Source organism: Arsukibacterium sp. (assembly GCF_036735525.1).
Lineage (GTDB): Bacteria > Pseudomonadota > Gammaproteobacteria > Enterobacterales > Alteromonadaceae > Alishewanella.
Window position 1 is genome coordinate 11,751 of the sequence record NZ_DAINOE010000042.1, and the last position, 17,987, is coordinate 29,737.

Here is a 17,987-nt window from a genome sequence, read left to right on the forward strand (position 1 = left end):
ATACTGCGGCTCTCGTATCAAGGCGACATTTTTTGGGGATGCAGTAATGGACAAGATCGATATTCGGGGTGCCCGCACCCACAACCTGAAAAACATTTCGCTGCATATCCCGCGTGATAAGCTGGTGGTGATTACCGGCCTGTCGGGCTCTGGTAAGTCTTCGTTAGCCTTTGATACCCTTTATGCCGAAGGTCAGCGCCGCTATGTCGAATCGCTGTCAGCCTACGCCCGGCAGTTTTTAAGTTTAATGGAAAAACCGGACGTTGATCATATCGAAGGTTTATCTCCTGCTATTTCTATCGAGCAAAAATCGACGTCGCATAACCCACGCTCTACTGTGGGTACTATTACCGAAATTTACGATTACCTGCGCTTACTGTTTGCCCGGGTAGGCGAGCCACGCTGTCCTGAGCATGACCAGCCGCTGGCGGCGCAAACCATCAGTGAAATGGTCGACAAGGTTACCGCCTTCCCTGAAGGCACGCGGTTAATGGTGCTGGCGCCGGTGGTGCAGGAGCGCAAAGGTGAGCATGTAAAAACCCTGGAAGGCCTGGCCGCGCAGGGCTATATCCGGGCGCGGATTGATGGCGAAGTATGTGATTTATCTGACCCACCAACGCTGGATTTACACAAAAAACATACTATTGAAGTGGTGATTGACCGCATTAAGGTGCGCGATGATATTAAACTGCGTTTAGCGGAGTCCTTTGAAACGGCACTGGCCCTCTCTGGTGGTGTGGCGCGGGTGGCGCTGATGGATGATGCCTCGGCCGAAGAGCTGGTATTTTCTGCTAATTTTGCCTGCCCTACCTGCGGTTATTCCATGACAGAACTGGAACCGCGCTTGTTTTCGTTTAATAACCCGGCCGGCGCCTGCCCCAGCTGTGATGGCTTAGGGGTAAAACAGTTTTTTGATCCGAATAAAGTGATTGTCAGTGCTGACCTCAGCCTGGCAGGTGGTGCTATCCGTGGTTGGGATAAACGCAATTTTTATTATTTTCAGATGTTAAAGTCGTTGTCTGAACATTATGGCTTTAAATTGGATGTGCCTTTCAGCGAGCTGACAGCAGCGCAGCAAAAGGCGATCTTATATGGTAGCGGTATCACGGTCATTGACTTTAAATACCTGAACGATCGCGGCGACATTGTGCTGCGTAACCACCCGTTTGAAGGGATTTTGCCTAATATGGAACGGCGCTATCGCGAAACCGAATCTAATTCGGTGCGCGAAGAGCTCAGCAAGTATTTAGCCAGCCAGCCCTGCCCCAGTTGCCATGGCACCCGTTTGCGCACCGAAGCACGGCATGTGTTTATTGGTAAAACCAATCTGCCACAAATTGTCGAGTTATCTATTGCCGATTGCCTGCAGTTTTTCCAGCAGCTGAGCCTGCAGGGGCAAAAAGCTAAAATTGCCGAAAAAGTGCTGAAAGAAATTCAGGACCGGCTGAGCTTTCTGGTCAATGTTGGCCTGAATTACCTGAATTTATCACGCAGTGCCGAAACCTTATCAGGTGGCGAAGCGCAGCGCATCCGGCTAGCCAGCCAGATTGGCGCGGGATTAGTGGGGGTGATGTATGTACTGGATGAACCCTCTATTGGTCTGCATCAGCGTGATAACGCCCGCTTACTCGGTACCCTGACGCACCTGCGTGACCTGGGCAATACCGTTATTGTGGTTGAGCATGATGAAGATGCGGTGCGTCTGGCCGATCATGTTATCGACATTGGGCCCGGCGCTGGCGTGCATGGCGGTTATATTGTGGCGCAGGGTACCATTGAGCAGATTATGGCCGAGCCCAAATCATTAACCGGCCAGTATATGTCGGGTGCGCGTAAAATTGCCGTGCCCGCTAGTCGCACACCGCTTACTGATAAATGGCTGGAAGTCACCGGCGCCACAGGCAATAACCTGAAGAATGTCGATCTCGCCATCCCCTTTGGTGTCATGACCTGTATTACCGGCGTGTCAGGCTCGGGTAAGTCGACGCTGATTAACGATACGTTGTTCAGAGTAGCGCATCGGGTGCTGAATAAAGGCGAGGGTGCAGATCCGGCGCCACATAAAGACATTAAAGGTTTGCAGCATTTTGATAAGGTGATCGATATCGATCAAAGCCCGATTGGCCGTACACCGCGCTCCAATGCGGCAACCTACACCGGTATTTTTACCGCAGTGCGCGAGCTGTTTGCCGGCACTCAGGAAGCGCGATCACGGGGTTATCAGGTCGGCCGTTTTAGCTTTAATGTCAAAGGCGGCCGCTGCGAAGCCTGCCAGGGCGATGGCGTAATTAAGGTAGAAATGCACTTTTTACCTGATGTTTATGTGCCGTGCGATGTCTGCAAAGGCAAGCGTTACAACCGTGAAACGCTGGAGATTAAATACAAAGGCAAGAACATTCACGAAGTGCTGGATATGACAGTAGAAGATGCGCTGGCCTTTTTTGAGGCTATACCTGCGGTAAAACGCAAACTGCAAACGCTGCAGGATGTTGGCCTGACTTACATTAAGCTGGGCCAGTCGGCCACCACCTTATCCGGCGGTGAAGCACAGCGGGTAAAACTGGCGCGTGAGCTGAGTAAACGCGATACCGGTAAAACGCTGTATATACTTGACGAACCGACCACCGGCCTGCATTTTTACGATATTCAGCAACTGCTCAACGTACTGCACCGGCTACGCGATCACGGCAATACCATAGTAGTTATTGAGCATAATCTGGATGTGATTAAAACCGCCGACTGGGTGGTTGATTTGGGGCCTGAAGGCGGCAATGGCGGCGGCGAAATTTTAATTGCCGGTACACCAGAGCAGGTAGCCGCCTGCACAAAATCCTATACCGGCCATTATTTAAAGCCGTTGTTGGGCTAATGTTGTACTGAGCTTGGGTTAACGTCGCAGATTAATCTGATAATAGGTAAGGCGCGGGTATTACAACCAGCGTCTTACCTTTTCAGTATACGCCTGATATTCCGCACCAAACTTTTCCAGCAAATGGCGCTCTTCCGGCGCTATCTGCCAGCGGTGCATATACAGCACAAACAGCGGCAGCAGCGCAAAAGCGGCCAGGTTCATTAAGTAACACGCCAGCGCCGTTAACAGCAGTAAAAACCCCAGATACTTAGGGTTACGGCTATAACGGTAAATCCCGCGGCTCACCAGACTGGACGTTTGCTCTGGCACCCGCGGGTCTACCGTAGTATCAACCCAGCGAAATGCCAGTACGCCCAGCAAAGCCACGGCCATCCCGGTGAGTGCCAGGCAAAGCGCCAAAACCCAGCCCCAAAGCGCAGGAAACGGCAAAGGCATCACCAGCTGCGCCAGTAACCACATCGCCAGCGCAAACAGCGCTACCAAAATTACTGGTGGGATTTTTAGTTCTAATGCGTGCATAACAGCTATCCAGAGTTCTTTATTTTGGCATCATACTACTTACCACTCCTTGTTGGCAGTTGCTGTTGCGAACAGTTAGTAAATAGGAATACCAGATCGGATCTTTACCGGTGCAACACTTTTATGCGCAGAAAAGTGTTGGGTTTCCGCATTTTTATGCGCATAAAAGTGTAAAACGGCTGTTTGAATAGTTTTAAACGTCATGCTGTCGGTAGCTCAGCAAAGCTGGCGCCGCTGCGCAACCACAATGAAATGTCTGCGGTAAGTTGATGCGGTGGCGTCTTATTCCTACCTTTCAACGCGCACTCCCAAACCAACATTACCCGCCAGCCAAGCTCGCGCAGTTTATCCTGCACAGCATCATCGCGAGCCCGGTTAGCGCTGATTTTCTGCCGCCACCATTCAGTCCGGGTTTTTGGCCAGTGAAACATAGCGCACTGGTGCTGATGCCAGAAGCAACCCTGAACAAAAATAACGGCTTTGTACTTAGGGAAAACCAGATCTGGTTTGCCTGGCAGGTTTGCCACATGCAGCCGGTAGCGGAATCCTGCCTGGTGCAAGGCCCTGCGCACCAACATTTCAGGCTTGGTATTTTTACCGTAATGGCGGCCATGTTTTTACTTCTTACTGCGGTCGAGTGTACGTCGGTCATAACTCCCCCTGAATATCAGGGATAATAGGACAAAACTTCGCGGTATACCTGTTCAATTTCACCCAAAGAAGAAACATGAGCCAGACTTCTGCGCGTTGTAAGCATCAGCTGATGATGGGCCGAATCAAATCCGGTTATTGGTTGAGGTAAGGTAAATGCCGGGCCGAACTCAAAAAACCAGTAAAGTGAGTCATAGTAAGGCTCGTTTCTGTTCAGCATCCTGCCGGTTTGTTGCTCGTTGAGCTCACTGCGTTTTACCAGCTTTACTGATTTCACCGGCCAGATATGTTTTGCAACACGGTCAGACCGTCCATGAGCACTGGTGGCAATAACGCAATAGCGGATTTCGTTAATAGCATTTTTTTCTAGCTGTTCACGCTCAGTCGCATCAAGCCTTGTGTGATAGCAAACTGCTGTGCCTTGTTTAAAGCTGTCAATATATGCCTGAACCCGGTATTGCTCTGGTGCCGCCGTAACGACCATAGTAAGGTCAGGATAATGTACCTGCTGCATGCCGTGGTGAGGAATACGGGCAGAGTCTTCGAGCAGATAGCGGTCTTTTGCCGGTGGTACCGGTGCTGCCGTAACAGCCGAAAATTGCTGCTGCAGAAAGGTTTTTAGCCAGATACAACCACGTTCCCCATCAGCTGATGGCAGAAGTGGAAAAGCACCGATACCAATAGACTCTATGGCTTCAGCATATTTGCTGTTAGCAGGCGGTTCTGTCTGATTATTAGCCCCCGGGTATAGTGCATAGGCACCATAAACTGAACGGCTTTTGTTGCTTTGTTCACCGGTTTTTTCGATGTGGATCAGTGCATCACGGTATCTGTGCATCTGGTAAATGGCATCTGGCGGCACCAAATCTTGCTCAGAGTCTTCTGATTTATTATCAATCCGGTACTTTGCATCAAACAACCACAACAGTTTGAACCCGTCTTCGAAGGTCGCCTCCAGCACAATGTCTGGTTTGTGCTCATATAACCACGAACGGACTGGTTGGGATTTCTCACCAAATGTAGGTTCATGCGCCAGCTTTATGGTTAAACCATCTTCACGTATGAAGCTATAGGAATCAGCCATCACATCGTCAAACTTAACTTCAGCACCTGAATATCCAACGCGATGAGGTTTTTGCTCAACTTGTTTAAAACCCAGCTCTTCAGAAAGCAGAATCCGGCGGATTTCAAGAAAACACCATACTTCATACAATTGGTCGATGGTTTTCATCGATACCGAGCTTTGACTACCCATTACATCCAGATAGCGTTTTAGCTCGTGCCATGTTTTATACACACCGCTGTAGCCGGTTTTTTGCTGTAAAACCAGCGACTCTTTGCTCATGCCTTTAAACGAACCTACTTCTTTAAAGATCGGATGGTGCAGGTGTTTTTCCAGCGTTTTTTGCCAGCCATTAAGCTGGCTTACAAATGAGCCGGAAAAAATTTGCGCATCCGGCTTTTTGTTGGCTTCAGCAACCAAATGTATAAACCGCCCGAGCTGGGACTGTGCATACTGCAGCACCATTTTTATAAAGCGGTTTTCCGGTGTGTCCAGGCTTAGGATTTTACGGCTGGTTGCATAGCTGTTGTGATAGTGCTGATTGCTAAAGTCCTGTTGCAGCTTTTCCTGCAAGGCAACTGATAGCTTGCCTTTTAGCCGTTCTGCTTTCAGTCTGCGTTCAACCTGAACCAGCCGGCTGTGCGGAGCATTCAGCAGAATACGGGTACTTTTCTCAAATTTGTCTCTTAAGCTGGTAAAGCGGGCAAGCCATAACAGCGGGAAGTTATTATTGGACTGTCTTTTGGCGTCTGCGGTCGACTCTGTGCTGTTACCAAAGGCAAATCGCCATAACGGGTAGTCATGGTCCAGCCGGTGGTAAATCGCCTGCAAATCTGAATCCAGATCCATCTTAGTGGGTAGTACAATAAATTTAACAGCAATATGCTGCATTCCATTGCTGTGGTAGCTAAAGGGCAGTGAAAACCAGCCAATGTTGTTACCAAAATTAAGTGTGCCGCTAACCAACAGCTGGTTGCCTATTTTTTTGCTACGAAATGCGTTTTGAATTGCAGTAAGCTTGTGTGTGATCTGTGGCAGCGGTTCAGCGCCGGTGTAATGTTTAAACAGCAGTTCAAACATATAGTCGGTGTTTTCAAACAATAACGCTTTAGGGCTGACTAAAGCACCCACATCAGCATTAAGTGAAGTGGCGGTTTGTTCTGCGATAAAGGTAGTAACGTGTAGCAAGCGGTCAAATACCACCACACCCAGAGGTGGAGGTTTGCTACGGCTGTCCACTGTTTTCGCCAGCACCCGCTGTTTACCAGCCACATCTGGCCCATACACCGACAATTGCCAGTCTGGTGTATCGATCTGTAGAAGCTCGCGCATCCCTGAGCTCACCGTTTAAGGCCAGAAACTGGTAAAGCTGTTTCGTTCCAGCCGATCTTTCATCCACTTGAGCTTAGCTTTACTGCGGCAGGGCACCTGATTTGCACTTTCCAGAAGTAATTCTGGTCTGGTCGTTAGCCAGATAGCTGTTAATTGTTTTTCAAGTACCTGCTCTAACTTGTCCAGCAGGTTTTCTGTTTTGAAGTTATCAGATGATACAGAGAGCTTTTCGTCGTCTCCCTCGATGCGCGGCAGCACCTTACACATCATAAAATCGTCCCATACCGCCTGCAGCTCAGGCTTATCAGCAGGGCTATGACAAATTACTGCCAGCAGTAATTCATTGAGCGCGCGATAAGCCAGTTCAAAAGGCGTATCCCGCAAAACGTCATTTACAGCCTGCAGGAAGCTAATGGTTGTAAGGCCATCGTTATCCTCTTTGCAGTCTGCCAATAATTCCGGTTTGGCATGAGAGTACCGCGCAAAACCTAATGTTTTCGGCACTGGCTGACCGGCCCACAGGTTGGCAAAGGCATTAGGGAAAAACCTGCCAAAATCAAACGTTAGCGCACGGTCTATTACTTTTCTGGAGAACCCATGGGTGGTTTCGTCCATATTGACTGTACCAGCAACAATCAGGTTGAACGGTACCGGTATACCATGCTGTAAGAAGGCATCCCAAAGCTGTTGGTCTTCTGCCGAAGTCTCAATATCCAGGCCAAGTTCTTTAGCTAAAGCAGTCTGATCAGTTACAACCTGCAACGCAGATGCCGTTAAGATAGGCTCGCAGCAATAAACGTAGTCGTGACTGTCAGCTTCATCGTTGTGCAGCCAGCTGCGGCTTTCTATTACAGACAAATAGTCAGCGAAATACTGTTCAACCGGCGCCAGATTCATTTCATCCAGACAAAGCCAGTAAGTGTTAATGCTATCAAGCGGCTTGCCGGTCCAGCCGATTCTGCCGTCAGACATTGCTGCCGCTACTGCACCGGTAGCCTTCCAGGCTTTAACCATAAAGCGCAGCGCATCGGTTACTATAAACCGGTCAGTACCACCAATTCGTGACACATAGCCAAGCAAATCTGAAGGTTCATGCCAGTCCGGCCTTACCGGCACCATCTGTAAAAATTCTTTTTCATTACCTTGCGCAGCGGCCTGCTGCCGGACAAAACGTGATTTGCCGGTGCCTGAAATCCCAGCTAAAAGAATGAATGGCTTGGAAACTGAATGATTCATAAGCACCTTTAGTTCATCACTCACTTTGTCAGGTATATTTATACCTGAGTAGATGTCTAACATTTCGCGCAGATCACTTAACAATTCAACATCTTCTGGAATATCATCTGAAGGATAAAATTTCGCGCCTGCTGTAGCCCACTCATATGACTTACCTAATGGAGTATTAGACTTCAAGTCAATTGACGCATTCCATTTTTCTAAACGCTTGTCCTTACTACGAAAAGTATCTTTAATTTCTAGAGCTTTTTTTTTCGCGTTTTTAGCACCAAACTTGTTTGTTAATTCGGTTGTACCAAAGCCCAAAGATAAATAAACTCCAGCTCCGTCAGCTCTGAACAAATAAACGGGATAAACACCAGCCTGTGTAGACTTTGTTTTTTGGGGATCTAAAATTGATATCCACGGTACACTTGCCCAATTACCAGCACCCGCGCTAGCTTTAATCAGATAATCACCCTGACTATGACCTATCGCAGCTTTAACTTCCTCGATTAGCCCTTGCCTGATGACGTTTGCGATAGGGTGCCCAGTAAACTTTTCTGTAGTTGCCTTTACCCAACCGCATGTTACCTGTATTAACTTTTCTCTGAGACTCACAGCTCTTCCTTAATAAAAACCTGTCTATCATTCAAACTTAATGCTTAAGGCAGATTTGAAATGGTTACATTTTCTGACTGCAAATTACTTGCATTATAATACTATTGTTTATTAGGCACATACGATGGATTTATGATGGAAACAAAAAATAAAAGCTATTACTTTAAATTACTTAATTCAAAGCTAAATGGGCAGTATTGCATAAATTTTAACGATACAGGCTATACCGAGCGCGAATGGTTAGATCGGTTTGGAGATATGTCATTAGACGAAGCTATATCAGCCTATGCACAAAAGTATGACCTTACCCCACTTAATAATTGCGCTATAACACCCAAGAATAATTGTTAAATCAAGCCGGCATGGGCACTTTGCCATCCACTCATAAATTGAGTAGCGTTTAATTGGTAAACTTCTGTGTCGCCACTTTCTTAATTTACTACCTGCAAAAAATCTTGCATCGGCCAGTATTTAAAGCCGCTATTGGAGGGCTCTGTCGATTAAATCGATGATTATCGACATATCAACCTTCGGCTAACGTGTCGAAAAAGCAGATGAAAATCGACATATCAGCTTAATGTGTCGATTGCTGCCAAACGTGAACTGCGTCAGTGTATTTAAAGCAGCTGATGACTCAGGATAGTAATGAGTGTAGCCGTTACTGAGCTGCAAGTTGTCTTTATTTTACAACTGTGCAACAGTTAAACCCATTAAACAGCTGTGTAATAAGGACATAAGATGCAAACAGTGGTAACTAAGGATTACAGCTTACTGAACCAGCGCTGCCAGCTGGTGCCGGTATGGTTAAAGTTCATCGGCATTTGCCTGTTTGGTTTATGGTTTTTGTTTTTTTTGTTTGTCACCGCGCAATGGTTTAACAACACCGCACCCGATGCTGTCAGCTTTCCCAGCGGCAAATCACCCTGGGTTTTGAGCGTGATATGGCTGTATTTTCTCGTGTACGCTAGCAGCTTTTATGGCCTGATAAGTGGCCGCTACTGGGGGCTGATTGCCTGCATGGTGTTAAGTTATCTGAGCTTGCTGAATGCGGGCTTTACCTTAGTTACTGAGGGTAGAATTGATTTGATGTTAGTGATAGTAGTAGCGCTGCTGCTGTATCAGTTACATAGTATTAAAGCGAAGTGGGCGCGTTTGAGCCAGTAATTACTACGCCATTTGCGGTATCCAAACCCCTTATCTCACTTACACCGCTCAGGCTGGCCTTGGCAGTACGCCATCAACCATAAACAGGCTGGCGCTGAACTGATACAGCTTACTGTCACCGGCCTGCTTATATACCACCTGCCCGGCGATCCCTTTTAACATGAGGGTAAATTAAATATTGAACGCCGATTCCTTCATTGCTTGCTCTGCCCGGCTGATCCCTAACCGCTTCGCAACGGCTTGCCAGTGTTTAACCGCACTTAGCACTTCGTCGTGAATTTGAGTAGCCTGGATTTGAGAAAGCCGAAAGAAACCTTTAACATCAAAGGCCAACTGGTAGTCTAAGGCGTTGTCTGTATCAGTAATGTTCAAGTGTAGGCCGTGTTTACCAACGATGGGGTTTAAGTCATAAGCAGGTGATAACTTCCAGCCATTCTTAGCCAGTAAAAAACCATGGTTACGCAGGTGATCATCCGTATTAGACACCGCAATATTAAAGACGATACGGCGCCACAACTGTGCTAAATCAGCCTCTGTTTGTGCTCCCTGTTTGGAGAGAAATTCAGCAATTTCCAAATAGCTGGCACCTTGAGATTGTTCGCCATCATAGTATTGCAGCTGAGTCATAGCCGATGAAAAATGCAGCCGCTGCTCTCCCTGCCGGTCAAAGCGCTTTGTTAAAAAGGTATGGTGTTGCGATGAAAACTGCCTGATCTCACTTGGAAACATATCAACGCCAGCCGCTAAAGCTAATTCATAACAGACCATCTCCCACGCACCAACATCATGGGTATCATTTACATTAGGAAATTTAGCTATCCACAATTGATTTTGTTCATCGGTTACACAGGCTTTTGGTCTGGCACCGCCTAAAGATGAACCAGGCGCTATCAGCATTTTTAGCCAACGATAATACTCGTCACTGTCAATGTTATCGTCTTTTTCAATTTGCATGGCGGCGTGCTCTAACTCACGTAATGATGCCATTGGCGGTGCAACAAACTCGACATGATTGTCTAAAAAAGGGTTGTCTGAAAAAGCGGTATCTGAACAATAAGCATTGTCAGCTCTCTTAAATCGTATCCCTCCCATTCGATAAGAATCATGTACGCCCAGCAAGTAATCCAATTCGTTTAATCGACTCGTTGCCCGAATGCCCTTACGCGCTTCAATAGCAGCACGGCGTTGCATCAAAATACGTCCCCAACGATCGGGGGATGAGTCCAGAAAAGCCCGGAAGTTTTTATCGGCTTCGTCATTGTAAAGTTCACCAGCATAGAGTGTCAGCATAGGGTCTATTTGCAAGCGATAAGGTGAGGTAAGAAATGCTTTATCGTACGCAAAGCTAAACACACCACCCCGACTTGATTCACTGTAAGCAAGGTGTCCAACTAATAATGGCTTTTCAATTGGATGCCAGTCGGCATATACCTCGATGATTTCACGGCTCATTTTGAACCTTCCAGCAATTTTATATTTTGCAGCTTGATGCCCACTTCATCATGAGCAGCCATTTCTGCAAAGTTACTTTCCATTCCCAACACGGCCATGATCTTCAGGTAAGTGCCGATAGCAACACCAGGGTCACCCGCGAAGACCTTGTTCACGGTTTTATGGTCAAAACCAGTTCGCTCACACAATAATTTTTTAGTAAAACCACGGCGTTTCATGGCTAACAACAAGTCCTCACCAAAATGCGTAAGGATTTTTCGCTGCTGAGGAAACAGAACATTGTGCAAATCACGCTTAGCCATACATCACCAAATAGGGTTATATTCCTACTATTTAATCATTAATGGGAATATAGTCCTGATTTATCAAGTTGGCAACGGTCAAGTAAAATTAATAGGACTATATTCCCACTTATGCGCAATTAATGGTATTAATATCCCACTGTGAGGTATTCCATACGGCATCGATGACGTTGATGGCACTATTAACCCAGCTTTGCTAATTATTCACGCCGGCCTTGGCAATTTGCCATCTACTCTGTATAGCTCAGCGCTGAACTGATACAGCTTACTGTCACCGGCCTGCTTATATACCACTTGTTCAGCGCTGAGCTCGCACAGCCACTGGCTGCTGCTGTCGGGCTGAGCAGTAATGAAACAGCTCAACGCCGGCGGCGCGCATGTGCAAAAAGCGTTACCAATAGTTGGCAAAGAGAAGCTTTTTGTCCATCCGGGACTTGTGAAACTGATGACTCAGGATACGAATGAGCTTATCCTTTATTAGCCAAAGCATTTAATACGTTAAGGTCTAAGTATGCAAATTAGCCGCCTCAATACCACAGCCCTGTGGTCAGATGCCACCTTGTACAACGGCATCGCCCATTTTGTTGAAGTGCCTGCCGATACCCGTGTTGATTTTCAGGCACAACTACAACAACTGCTGAGTCAGGCAGCGCAAACGCTGGTCAGTATTGGCAGTAGTCCTGCACAGCTATTAAGTGCCACTATATATTTAACCGACAGAGCTAATGTGGCCGCGTTAAATCAGGCCTGGCAGCAGTGGTTGCCGGCGGGCTGTGCGCCGTCCCGTGCCTGTATCAAAGCAGAGCTGCTGGATAGTGCCATGCTGGTTGAAATCGCCTTTGTGGCAGCGTACGCTGCCTGAGTACATTTACTGGAGTTTAAAATGCAAAAATTTACTGCGTTACTGGCAAAGTTACTGGATAAAAAGGCAATACGAACGGGTGTGCTGCTGTCAGCGTTTGTGGCTACTGGCTTGGTTCAGGCTGAACCGCTGCAATTTGGCGAGGTGTTTGATACTACAAGCCTAACTTCGGTGTCTGCCATTATGGCCAAGCCTGAGCATTATCTGGAACAAACCCTGACAATTGCAGGCGAGGTGACAGCAGTGTGCAGCAAACAACACTGCTGGATGACATTGGCCACCGCTGAGAGTGAGCCGAAATTCCGGATAAAAGTGCGCGATGGCGACATGGTTTTTCCAATCAGCGCTAAAGGTAAAACCGCTTATGCCCATGGGGCGCTTAAACTGTGGCCCCAAGGTGAAGGTAAGGCAGATGGCTATCAGCTGGTGCCAAGCGCAGTCACTATTGCAGAATAGTGTAGCCGTACTAGTTCAGGCTGCTCAGCCGCAGTTGCACCAGATATTGGCGTAACTGAGCGACCCGTTCTGGTCGGTTGAACAGCTGATATAGCTGCAGCCAGTCGGCGGGTGGCATCCAGCACACCCCATTTTGCCAGTGACAACGATGCGTATGAAACTGCCAGCGGGTGACGTTGCCACCCAGTTTTACGGCAATACCGGCCATCACATCAATATCAGGCCAACCATCGCGGCTAAAACGGTTGAAATGTGCCGAAACATAAGCAGGATGAGCGGGTATAGGCTGCGGCAAGAAGCGCGCAGATAACACCTCAGTTATTTGCGCAAAGTCCTGCTCAGAGCAGACAATATCAATATCATTTGGCGCAGTTTCCAGCCCCAGCTGCCACAGCAGGCTACTGCCACCCACCCCGAACTGAAATGGCTGCAATATTTCGCACAACTGCTGCAGCTGGGTCAATAAATTAGCGTTATTCATCTAATTCCTTTATCAGTTGGGCTAAAAAAACCAGCTTTTCATTATTAAGCTGGCGGTAATCAAAGTACGGGCACACCAACAGCCGGTTAACCTTGTCCATGGCAAATTCACTATTTAACCAGTAAAGCTGAGCTGGCAAACCTGCCTCTGTTAGCGTTTTGGCATAAGTGCGGCCAGTAATAATATGAATAGTATTAGCCGTTTGCTGTAACTGCGGCTCACTAAACAGCAATGCGGTGCCACTACCGGCCTGCAGTAACCGCCTGTCACGATACTGCTGCCAGCTGACAGCTTGCCGGCTAAAGGTAAACGGCTTTGCGTTAAGCGCAAACAACAACTTAGCATATACATTAAACACCTTGCGCCAGCCATTGCCGCAAGCCTGGTTTATCAACGCAATCTCACCTATGTGTAACGCTTGCACAGTCTGCAAATCCGCATATTCTGCCATTGGCGGCGGCCGGGAAATGTAAACACGGATAAGCGCTGTGCTATCCCCAAAACCACAGGCGGGTAAAGGTAAGATTTTCATATCATTGCTCAGCAATAATTCAGGTAAGCACTTTAACATAGGCTGCTTGCCTGCTAAGGCAAGGCAGGGTAATTTTAACGCTCACTGTGCCAGAGGCTATCTATGAGTACAATTTCTGTTGCTGCGGTTAACCGGCTGGATAACTGGTTAATGCAGGTTAGGCTACCGCAACATACCACAGGGCTAAAGCGGTTCTGTTGGGAGTTCTGGTTCTTTGGCCTGAAACAGGCGCGCGCCTGTTTGTTTGTCGGCTTGTTTTTTGCGTCAGTGTTGCTGGTACCGCGCAGCGGCTTGTTTGGCTTGCCACGATACGATGTGCTGCTGATCCTGGCGCTGCTTATTCAGTACTGGATGGTATGGAGCAAACTGGAAACGGTCGATGAACTAAAAGCCATATGTTTGTTTCATCTGGTGGGCTTTGCGCTGGAAGTGTTTAAAGTATCCAGTGCCATTCAATCCTGGAGCTATCCCGATGTTGCATACACTAAGCTACTTGGTGTGCCCTTGTTTGCCGGCTTTATGTATGCGGCTGTGGGCAGTTATATTATTCAGATCTGGCGTTTACTGCAGCTAAGAGTAGTACATCATCCACCTTATTGGATGGCGGTAATGGTTGCCTTGCTGATTTACGCTAATTTTTTTACACATCATTTTATTGGTGATTACCGCTGGTATATCGCCGCCGCAACGCTTGGCCTCTACGCCCGCAGTATGGTGTATTTTACGCCATTGGATAAAGAGCGCAGTATGCCATTACTACTGGGGTTTATATTGGTCGGTTTCTTTATCTGGCTGGCAGAAAACATCAGTACATTTATGGGATTATGGAGCTATCCTAATCAGCTGGGAGCCTGGTCGGCGGTGCATTTGGGGAAATGGAGTTCATGGTCATTGCTGGTCATTATGACTTTTACCATAGTGGCACAATTAAAGTACGTAAAGCAGCGTATTGATGTGCCAAAGTAATGTCAAAAAAGGGCTGCCATCATGAATAACAATGAGGGCAGCCCGGTGTTGCTTGTATCAATGTCAGGCGTCTTTAGCCAGTAAATAGTCTACCAGTTGTTGCAAGTCTTGCTGCAGATTACGTTGATTCAGGCCTTCGTTAATTATGCGGTACTTGCCATTAACCACCAGCATAGGTACGCCGGTTAACACGCGGCGGTTAGATAACTCTTCCTGCTCACGCATCATCTGGCGGGCGGCGCCCATCACCGAAAAGCTGCGCATCGCTTTGTCAAAGGTGTCGCCATCTATATCGTGGATAGCCAGTAAACTACGCACATCGGCTTCGCTGCGAAAGGGTACTCTGCTGCGGTGAATTTGATTAAAAATGGCCATAGATACCTGATCACCTTTGCCAAGGTTACTCGCGACAATGTAAGCGCGGGTGAGCAGGTTCTGGATTTCCGGCGAAGCAGCACGCACAAAATCGACATGCACTTTTTTCATTTCTGTATCAGCTGGCAGGTTACGCGCCAATTGCTGTACTACCGGCTCAAAGCTGTAGCAGCCACCGCAATAAAACGAAAAGTACTCTTTAACTTCAGGTTTTGCCGTGACTTGTTCAGCAATCACATCATAATGTTTGCCTTGAATAAAGGTATTGGCCATGGCCGCACAAGGTAATAACAGCGCAACAACGCCAGATAATAACCACTTTTTCATTAATAAACCTCTACACATAAATGTTTGCCGGCTAGCTTAACAAATTTCAGTAACCGGGCACCAGTGATAACGCGGGTTGTTGTAACAGAGCCAGCTGCTCTTTTAGCACTAAGCATTGCTGCTCCCAGTATTTATCGGTAGCAAACCAGGGAAAGCTTTGCACAAACGCCTGATCTTGCCAGCGTCGGGCTAACCAGGCCATATAGTGTATTATACGCATAGCTCTGAGTGGCTCGATCAGTTTTAGTTCCGCTGGATCAAAGTCACAGTATTGTTCATATTCCTCCAGCATCAACTCCAGCGTTAATCGCTGCTCGTGACGCTCGCCGGAAAGCATCATCCAGATATCCTGAATGGCCGGGCCCATGCGGCAATCATCCAGATCGACAAAAAACGGCCCTTGTTCAATATAAAACAAGTTACCGGCATGACAATCGCCATGCAGGCGGATTAGGGTGCTGGGTTTATATTGCTTGCTAGCTTCGTCTATCACCTGTTGCAGTATGGTATCAAAAGCCGGCCGCATATAGTCCGGTATTAATTGCAGCTTATTTAACACTTGCTGGCTTTGCAGTAAATGGCTGTCAATACTGAAGGTGGGGCGATGGCTAAAAGGCCGCTGGCGGCCAAGTTGGTGCATGCGACCTAAAAAACGGCCGAGCATTGCCAGTTGCTCATCGTTGTCTACTTCCAGCGTGCGGCCGCCGCGGCTTTGAAAAACCGCAAAATAATAACCCTTGTAAAACTGCAAACTGCTACCGGCAAAACGCAGTGGTGCCACCATGGGTATCTCAGCGGCGGCTAATTCAAAAGCAAAATCATGCTCTTCCTGAATTTGCTGAGGGCTCCAACGTTCTGGCCGGTAAAATTTTACCACGTACTTTTGTGCCTGCAGGGCCGCCTGCGGATAAGCACTAAACTGATACACCCGGTTTTCGTAGCTGTTTAACGCCAGTAAACCACTGCTGACATCCAGCCCCAGTGAAAATAAGGCATCCAGAATGATTTCCGGGCCTAAACCCGAGAAATCAAAGGTGCCTGTCGGGGCTGGTTTATCGGCCAGCAAAGAAGGTGCTTTCCTGACTGACGCTCAGGCTGGGATTAGCCTGATCTGTCATGCTAAAACGAACAATAAATCGACCGCGTTCAGCCTCGTTAGGGTTGAATGACAGGCTTATTGGCACATCGCGGCTTTCACCGCCAACCAAGGTGATTTCTGTCGGCCCTATCCATTGCAGCGGCTGATCACTCTCAACGGTTAACACTAAAGTTTTCGCTTGCTGTGATTTATTAATCACCGCCAGGCGGTAAGTATTTTCAATCATGCCGCTGGCCGTTTCACGATAAAGGCTGCCGCCGGCACCCGCGCCGCCACGATCAAGCAACACATCAAGCTCCAGTGGCTTGCGCAGTACGAGATTTGTTACAAAGGCGGCGCACACCAGCACCAGTATCAGAAAATAACCCACCAGTTTTCCGCGGAAAATGCGCGTTTTCTGACCTTTGAGATTGTGCTCTGTGGTATAGCTTATAAGGCCGGTGGGGTAGCCCATTTTGGTCATGGTATCGTCACAGGCATCAATACAGGCACCACAGTTAATGCATTCATATTGCAGGCCATTGCGGATATCAATACCGGTCGGGCAGACATGCACACAGAGGTTGCAGTCGATACAATCGCCCAGACCTTTAGCTTTATAATCGGTATCTTTCCGGCTGCGTGGACCGCGGTTTTCACCACGTTTTTCGTCATAAGCTACGGTAAAGGTATCTTTATCAAACATCGCCGATTGAAAGCGGGCGTAGGGGCAGATGTGAGTACACATAATTTCGCGCATCCAGCCAGCATTACCATAAGTGCAAAGGGTAAAAACCAGTACTGATAAAACCGCCCAAAAGCCAGCTTGCATGGTGAAGAAATTAATAAATAACGGGCCTACCGGAGTGAAATAGCCGACAAAAATCAGCGATGTCAGTAAGGCAAAGCCAAGCCAACAAAAGTGGGTCAGGGCTTTTTTTGCAAATTTGCTGACTGACCATGGCGCTTTGTCTAGTGCTATGCGCTGATTGCGACTGCCCTGAATTTTTTCTTCAAACCACATAAAAATAAAGGTCCAGACAGATTGCGGGCATAAATAACCACACCAGACCCGGCCATAAAAGGTGGTGACAAAGAACAGCGCATAGGCAGCGATAATAAAGATCCAGGCGAGCAGAGTGAAATCTTGTGGCCACAGTGTCAGGGCAAAAATACTGAACTTTTGCTCAGCAATATTGAGTAATATCGCTTGCTGGCCGTTAAACTTCAGCCAGGGCAGCAACATAAAAAGCCCCATAAAAACAAAGCCCATATTGCGGCGAATGCTCTGATGCAGGCCTTTGACTGCTCTTACATAAATGCGATCACGTGAGGCATAACGGCCAGTCTCTGTCTGATCAGGTCTATGGATCTGTACTTCAACCGGAATGGTTTTGATATCAATTTTTTGCTGATCCATACTGACTCCTCTGATTTGCTACAAGCGCATTATATCAGGCTTACCGGCAAATTATTTGATATAAAATAACCTGATGCTGATGGCTGATGCGCTGACGGATGAATTCCTTTACAATAGTGGAGTGTGGTAATAGGTGTGTTTACTGAGCCCTTTAGCAATAGAGTAGTGAAAAGATGAAAACATTTTTCTGGTTAGTGGTGGTGGTACTGTTAATTATCACGTTTTCTGATCATGAGCTAATCCGGCCCTACCGGGATAAAGCCTATGAGTTGATTCTGGATAAAGCACCGAGCAGTGGC

General features: G+C 47.5%; 17 protein-coding genes. 6 read left to right on the top strand and 11 right to left on the bottom strand.

The genetic code is table 11. The features are described from left to right. The first annotated feature begins 46 nt into the window (after positions 1-46). Positions 47-2,869 (top strand): excinuclease ABC subunit UvrA, encoded by a 2,823-nt coding sequence (gene uvrA / locus V7D78_RS09830; protein WP_333608275.1) that lies wholly within the window; start codon positions 47-49, stop codon positions 2,867-2,869. Between the two features lie 60 nt (positions 2,870-2,929). Here uvrA and V7D78_RS09835 read toward each other — a convergent pair whose 3' ends face one another. The 4 genes from V7D78_RS09835 to V7D78_RS09850 form a co-directional block, all read right to left on the bottom strand. After that, positions 2,930-3,391, bottom strand: a complete 462-nt coding sequence (locus tag V7D78_RS09835) for a methyltransferase family protein (protein ID WP_333608276.1) — start codon at positions 3,389-3,391, stop codon at positions 2,930-2,932. A gap of 200 nt (positions 3,392-3,591) precedes the next feature. Next, positions 3,592-3,969: a very short patch repair endonuclease gene (locus V7D78_RS09840; RefSeq protein WP_333608277.1), complete on the bottom strand. Its 378-nt coding sequence runs from the start codon at positions 3,967-3,969 to the stop codon at positions 3,592-3,594. Positions 3,970-4,058: 89 nt separating this feature from the next. Next, positions 4,059-6,437 carry a DUF2357 domain-containing protein gene (locus tag V7D78_RS09845; protein ID WP_333608278.1) on the bottom strand — a complete coding sequence of 793 codons (2,379 nt, stop codon included), beginning with the start codon at positions 6,435-6,437 and terminating at the stop codon, positions 4,059-4,061. Positions 6,438-6,452: 15 nt separating this feature from the next. Continuing rightward, a complete protein-coding gene (locus V7D78_RS09850; protein WP_333608279.1) occupies positions 6,453-8,273 on the bottom strand; it encodes an MrcB family domain-containing protein in 1,821 nt (606 codons plus the stop codon). Positions 8,274-9,011: 738 nt separating this feature from the next. Here V7D78_RS09850 and V7D78_RS09855 point away from each other — a divergent pair. After that, on the top strand, positions 9,012-9,437 hold the full coding sequence (locus V7D78_RS09855) for a hypothetical protein (RefSeq protein WP_333608280.1): 426 nt from the start codon (positions 9,012-9,014) through the stop codon (positions 9,435-9,437). A 171-nt stretch (positions 9,438-9,608) separates the two neighbouring features. Here V7D78_RS09855 and V7D78_RS09860 read toward each other — a convergent pair whose 3' ends face one another. Beyond that, complete coding sequence (locus tag V7D78_RS09860) at positions 9,609-10,889, bottom strand: type II toxin-antitoxin system HipA family toxin (RefSeq protein ID WP_333608281.1); 1,281 nt, start codon at positions 10,887-10,889, stop codon at positions 9,609-9,611. Next, the gene (locus V7D78_RS09865; RefSeq protein ID WP_333608282.1) at positions 10,886-11,191 is read right to left on the bottom strand and encodes a helix-turn-helix domain-containing protein; all 306 of its coding nucleotides are present in this window, start codon (positions 11,189-11,191) and stop codon (positions 10,886-10,888) included. Before V7D78_RS09865 ends, V7D78_RS09860 begins: the two co-directional genes overlap by 4 nt. A gap of 349 nt (positions 11,192-11,540) precedes the next feature. Here V7D78_RS09865 and V7D78_RS09870 point away from each other — a divergent pair, with 349 nt between their 5' ends. Genes V7D78_RS09870 through V7D78_RS09880 form a run of 3 tightly spaced genes read left to right on the top strand, consistent with a single transcriptional unit; the run spans position 11,541 to position 12,509 of the window. Then, entirely contained in the window at positions 11,541-11,672 is a 132-nt protein-coding gene (locus V7D78_RS09870; protein ID WP_333608283.1) for a hypothetical protein, read from the top strand. Positions 11,673-11,702: 30 nt separating this feature from the next. Further along, positions 11,703-12,053 (top strand): Rid family hydrolase, encoded by a 351-nt coding sequence (locus tag V7D78_RS09875; RefSeq protein ID WP_333608284.1) that lies wholly within the window; start codon positions 11,703-11,705, stop codon positions 12,051-12,053. Between the two features lie 21 nt (positions 12,054-12,074). Next, entirely contained in the window at positions 12,075-12,509 is a 435-nt protein-coding gene (locus tag V7D78_RS09880; protein WP_333608285.1) for a DUF4920 domain-containing protein, read from the top strand. 10 nt (positions 12,510-12,519) lie between these two features. Here V7D78_RS09880 and V7D78_RS09885 read toward each other — a convergent pair whose 3' ends face one another. Together V7D78_RS09885 and V7D78_RS09890 are read right to left on the bottom strand one after the other, a co-directional pair. Further along, positions 12,520-12,990 carry a hypothetical protein gene (locus tag V7D78_RS09885; protein WP_333608286.1) on the bottom strand — a complete coding sequence of 157 codons (471 nt, stop codon included), beginning with the start codon at positions 12,988-12,990 and terminating at the stop codon, positions 12,520-12,522. Further along, positions 12,983-13,561 carry a DUF6942 family protein gene (locus V7D78_RS09890; RefSeq protein ID WP_333608287.1) on the bottom strand — a complete coding sequence of 193 codons (579 nt, stop codon included), beginning with the start codon at positions 13,559-13,561 and terminating at the stop codon, positions 12,983-12,985. Before V7D78_RS09890 ends, V7D78_RS09885 begins: the two co-directional genes overlap by 8 nt. A gap of 63 nt (positions 13,562-13,624) precedes the next feature. Here V7D78_RS09890 and V7D78_RS09895 point away from each other — a divergent pair, with 63 nt between their 5' ends. Beyond that, on the top strand, positions 13,625-14,488 hold the full coding sequence (locus tag V7D78_RS09895) for a DUF817 domain-containing protein (protein WP_333608288.1): 864 nt from the start codon (positions 13,625-13,627) through the stop codon (positions 14,486-14,488). Between the two features lie 63 nt (positions 14,489-14,551). On the opposite strand, the gene V7D78_RS09900 is transcribed toward V7D78_RS09895, so the two are convergent. The 3 genes from V7D78_RS09900 to ccoG are packed head-to-tail and all read right to left on the bottom strand — an operon-like array spanning position 14,552 to position 17,688. Beyond that, entirely contained in the window at positions 14,552-15,190 is a 639-nt protein-coding gene (locus V7D78_RS09900; RefSeq protein WP_333608289.1) for a thiol:disulfide interchange protein DsbA/DsbL, read from the bottom strand. Between the two features lie 46 nt (positions 15,191-15,236). Then, positions 15,237-16,256, bottom strand: a complete 1,020-nt coding sequence (locus V7D78_RS09905) for a serine/threonine protein kinase (RefSeq protein WP_333608290.1) — start codon at positions 16,254-16,256, stop codon at positions 15,237-15,239. Next, positions 16,243-17,688 carry a cytochrome c oxidase accessory protein CcoG gene (gene ccoG / locus V7D78_RS09910; protein WP_333608291.1) on the bottom strand — a complete coding sequence of 482 codons (1,446 nt, stop codon included), beginning with the start codon at positions 17,686-17,688 and terminating at the stop codon, positions 16,243-16,245. Before ccoG ends, V7D78_RS09905 begins: the two co-directional genes overlap by 14 nt. Positions 17,689-17,987 lie beyond the last annotated feature (299 nt).

Bases quoted from the DNA above. Each gene is read 5' to 3' on its own strand.
- uvrA (WP_333608275.1), top strand. From the start codon at position 47: ATGGACAAGATCGATATTCGGGGTGCCCGCACCCACAACCTGAAAAAC.
- V7D78_RS09835 (WP_333608276.1), bottom strand. From the start codon at position 3,391: ATGCACGCATTAGAACTAAAAATCCCACCAGTAATTTTGGTAGCGCTG.
- V7D78_RS09840 (WP_333608277.1), bottom strand. From the start codon at position 3,969: ATGTTGGTGCGCAGGGCCTTGCACCAGGCAGGATTCCGCTACCGGCTG.
- V7D78_RS09845 (WP_333608278.1), bottom strand. From the start codon at position 6,437: ATGCGCGAGCTTCTACAGATCGATACACCAGACTGGCAATTGTCGGTG.
- V7D78_RS09855 (WP_333608280.1), top strand. From the start codon at position 9,012: ATGCAAACAGTGGTAACTAAGGATTACAGCTTACTGAACCAGCGCTGC.
- V7D78_RS09860 (WP_333608281.1), bottom strand. From the start codon at position 10,889: ATGAGCCGTGAAATCATCGAGGTATATGCCGACTGGCATCCAATTGAA.
- V7D78_RS09865 (WP_333608282.1), bottom strand. From the start codon at position 11,191: ATGGCTAAGCGTGATTTGCACAATGTTCTGTTTCCTCAGCAGCGAAAA.
- V7D78_RS09870 (WP_333608283.1), top strand. From the start codon at position 11,541: ATGAAACAGCTCAACGCCGGCGGCGCGCATGTGCAAAAAGCGTTACCA.
- V7D78_RS09875 (WP_333608284.1), top strand. From the start codon at position 11,703: ATGCAAATTAGCCGCCTCAATACCACAGCCCTGTGGTCAGATGCCACC.
- V7D78_RS09880 (WP_333608285.1), top strand. From the start codon at position 12,075: ATGCAAAAATTTACTGCGTTACTGGCAAAGTTACTGGATAAAAAGGCA.
- V7D78_RS09885 (WP_333608286.1), bottom strand. From the start codon at position 12,990: ATGAATAACGCTAATTTATTGACCCAGCTGCAGCAGTTGTGCGAAATA.
- V7D78_RS09890 (WP_333608287.1), bottom strand. From the start codon at position 13,561: ATGTTAAAGTGCTTACCTGAATTATTGCTGAGCAATGATATGAAAATC.
- V7D78_RS09895 (WP_333608288.1), top strand. From the start codon at position 13,625: ATGAGTACAATTTCTGTTGCTGCGGTTAACCGGCTGGATAACTGGTTA.
- V7D78_RS09900 (WP_333608289.1), bottom strand. From the start codon at position 15,190: ATGAAAAAGTGGTTATTATCTGGCGTTGTTGCGCTGTTATTACCTTGT.
- ccoG (WP_333608291.1), bottom strand. From the start codon at position 17,688: ATGGATCAGCAAAAAATTGATATCAAAACCATTCCGGTTGAAGTACAG.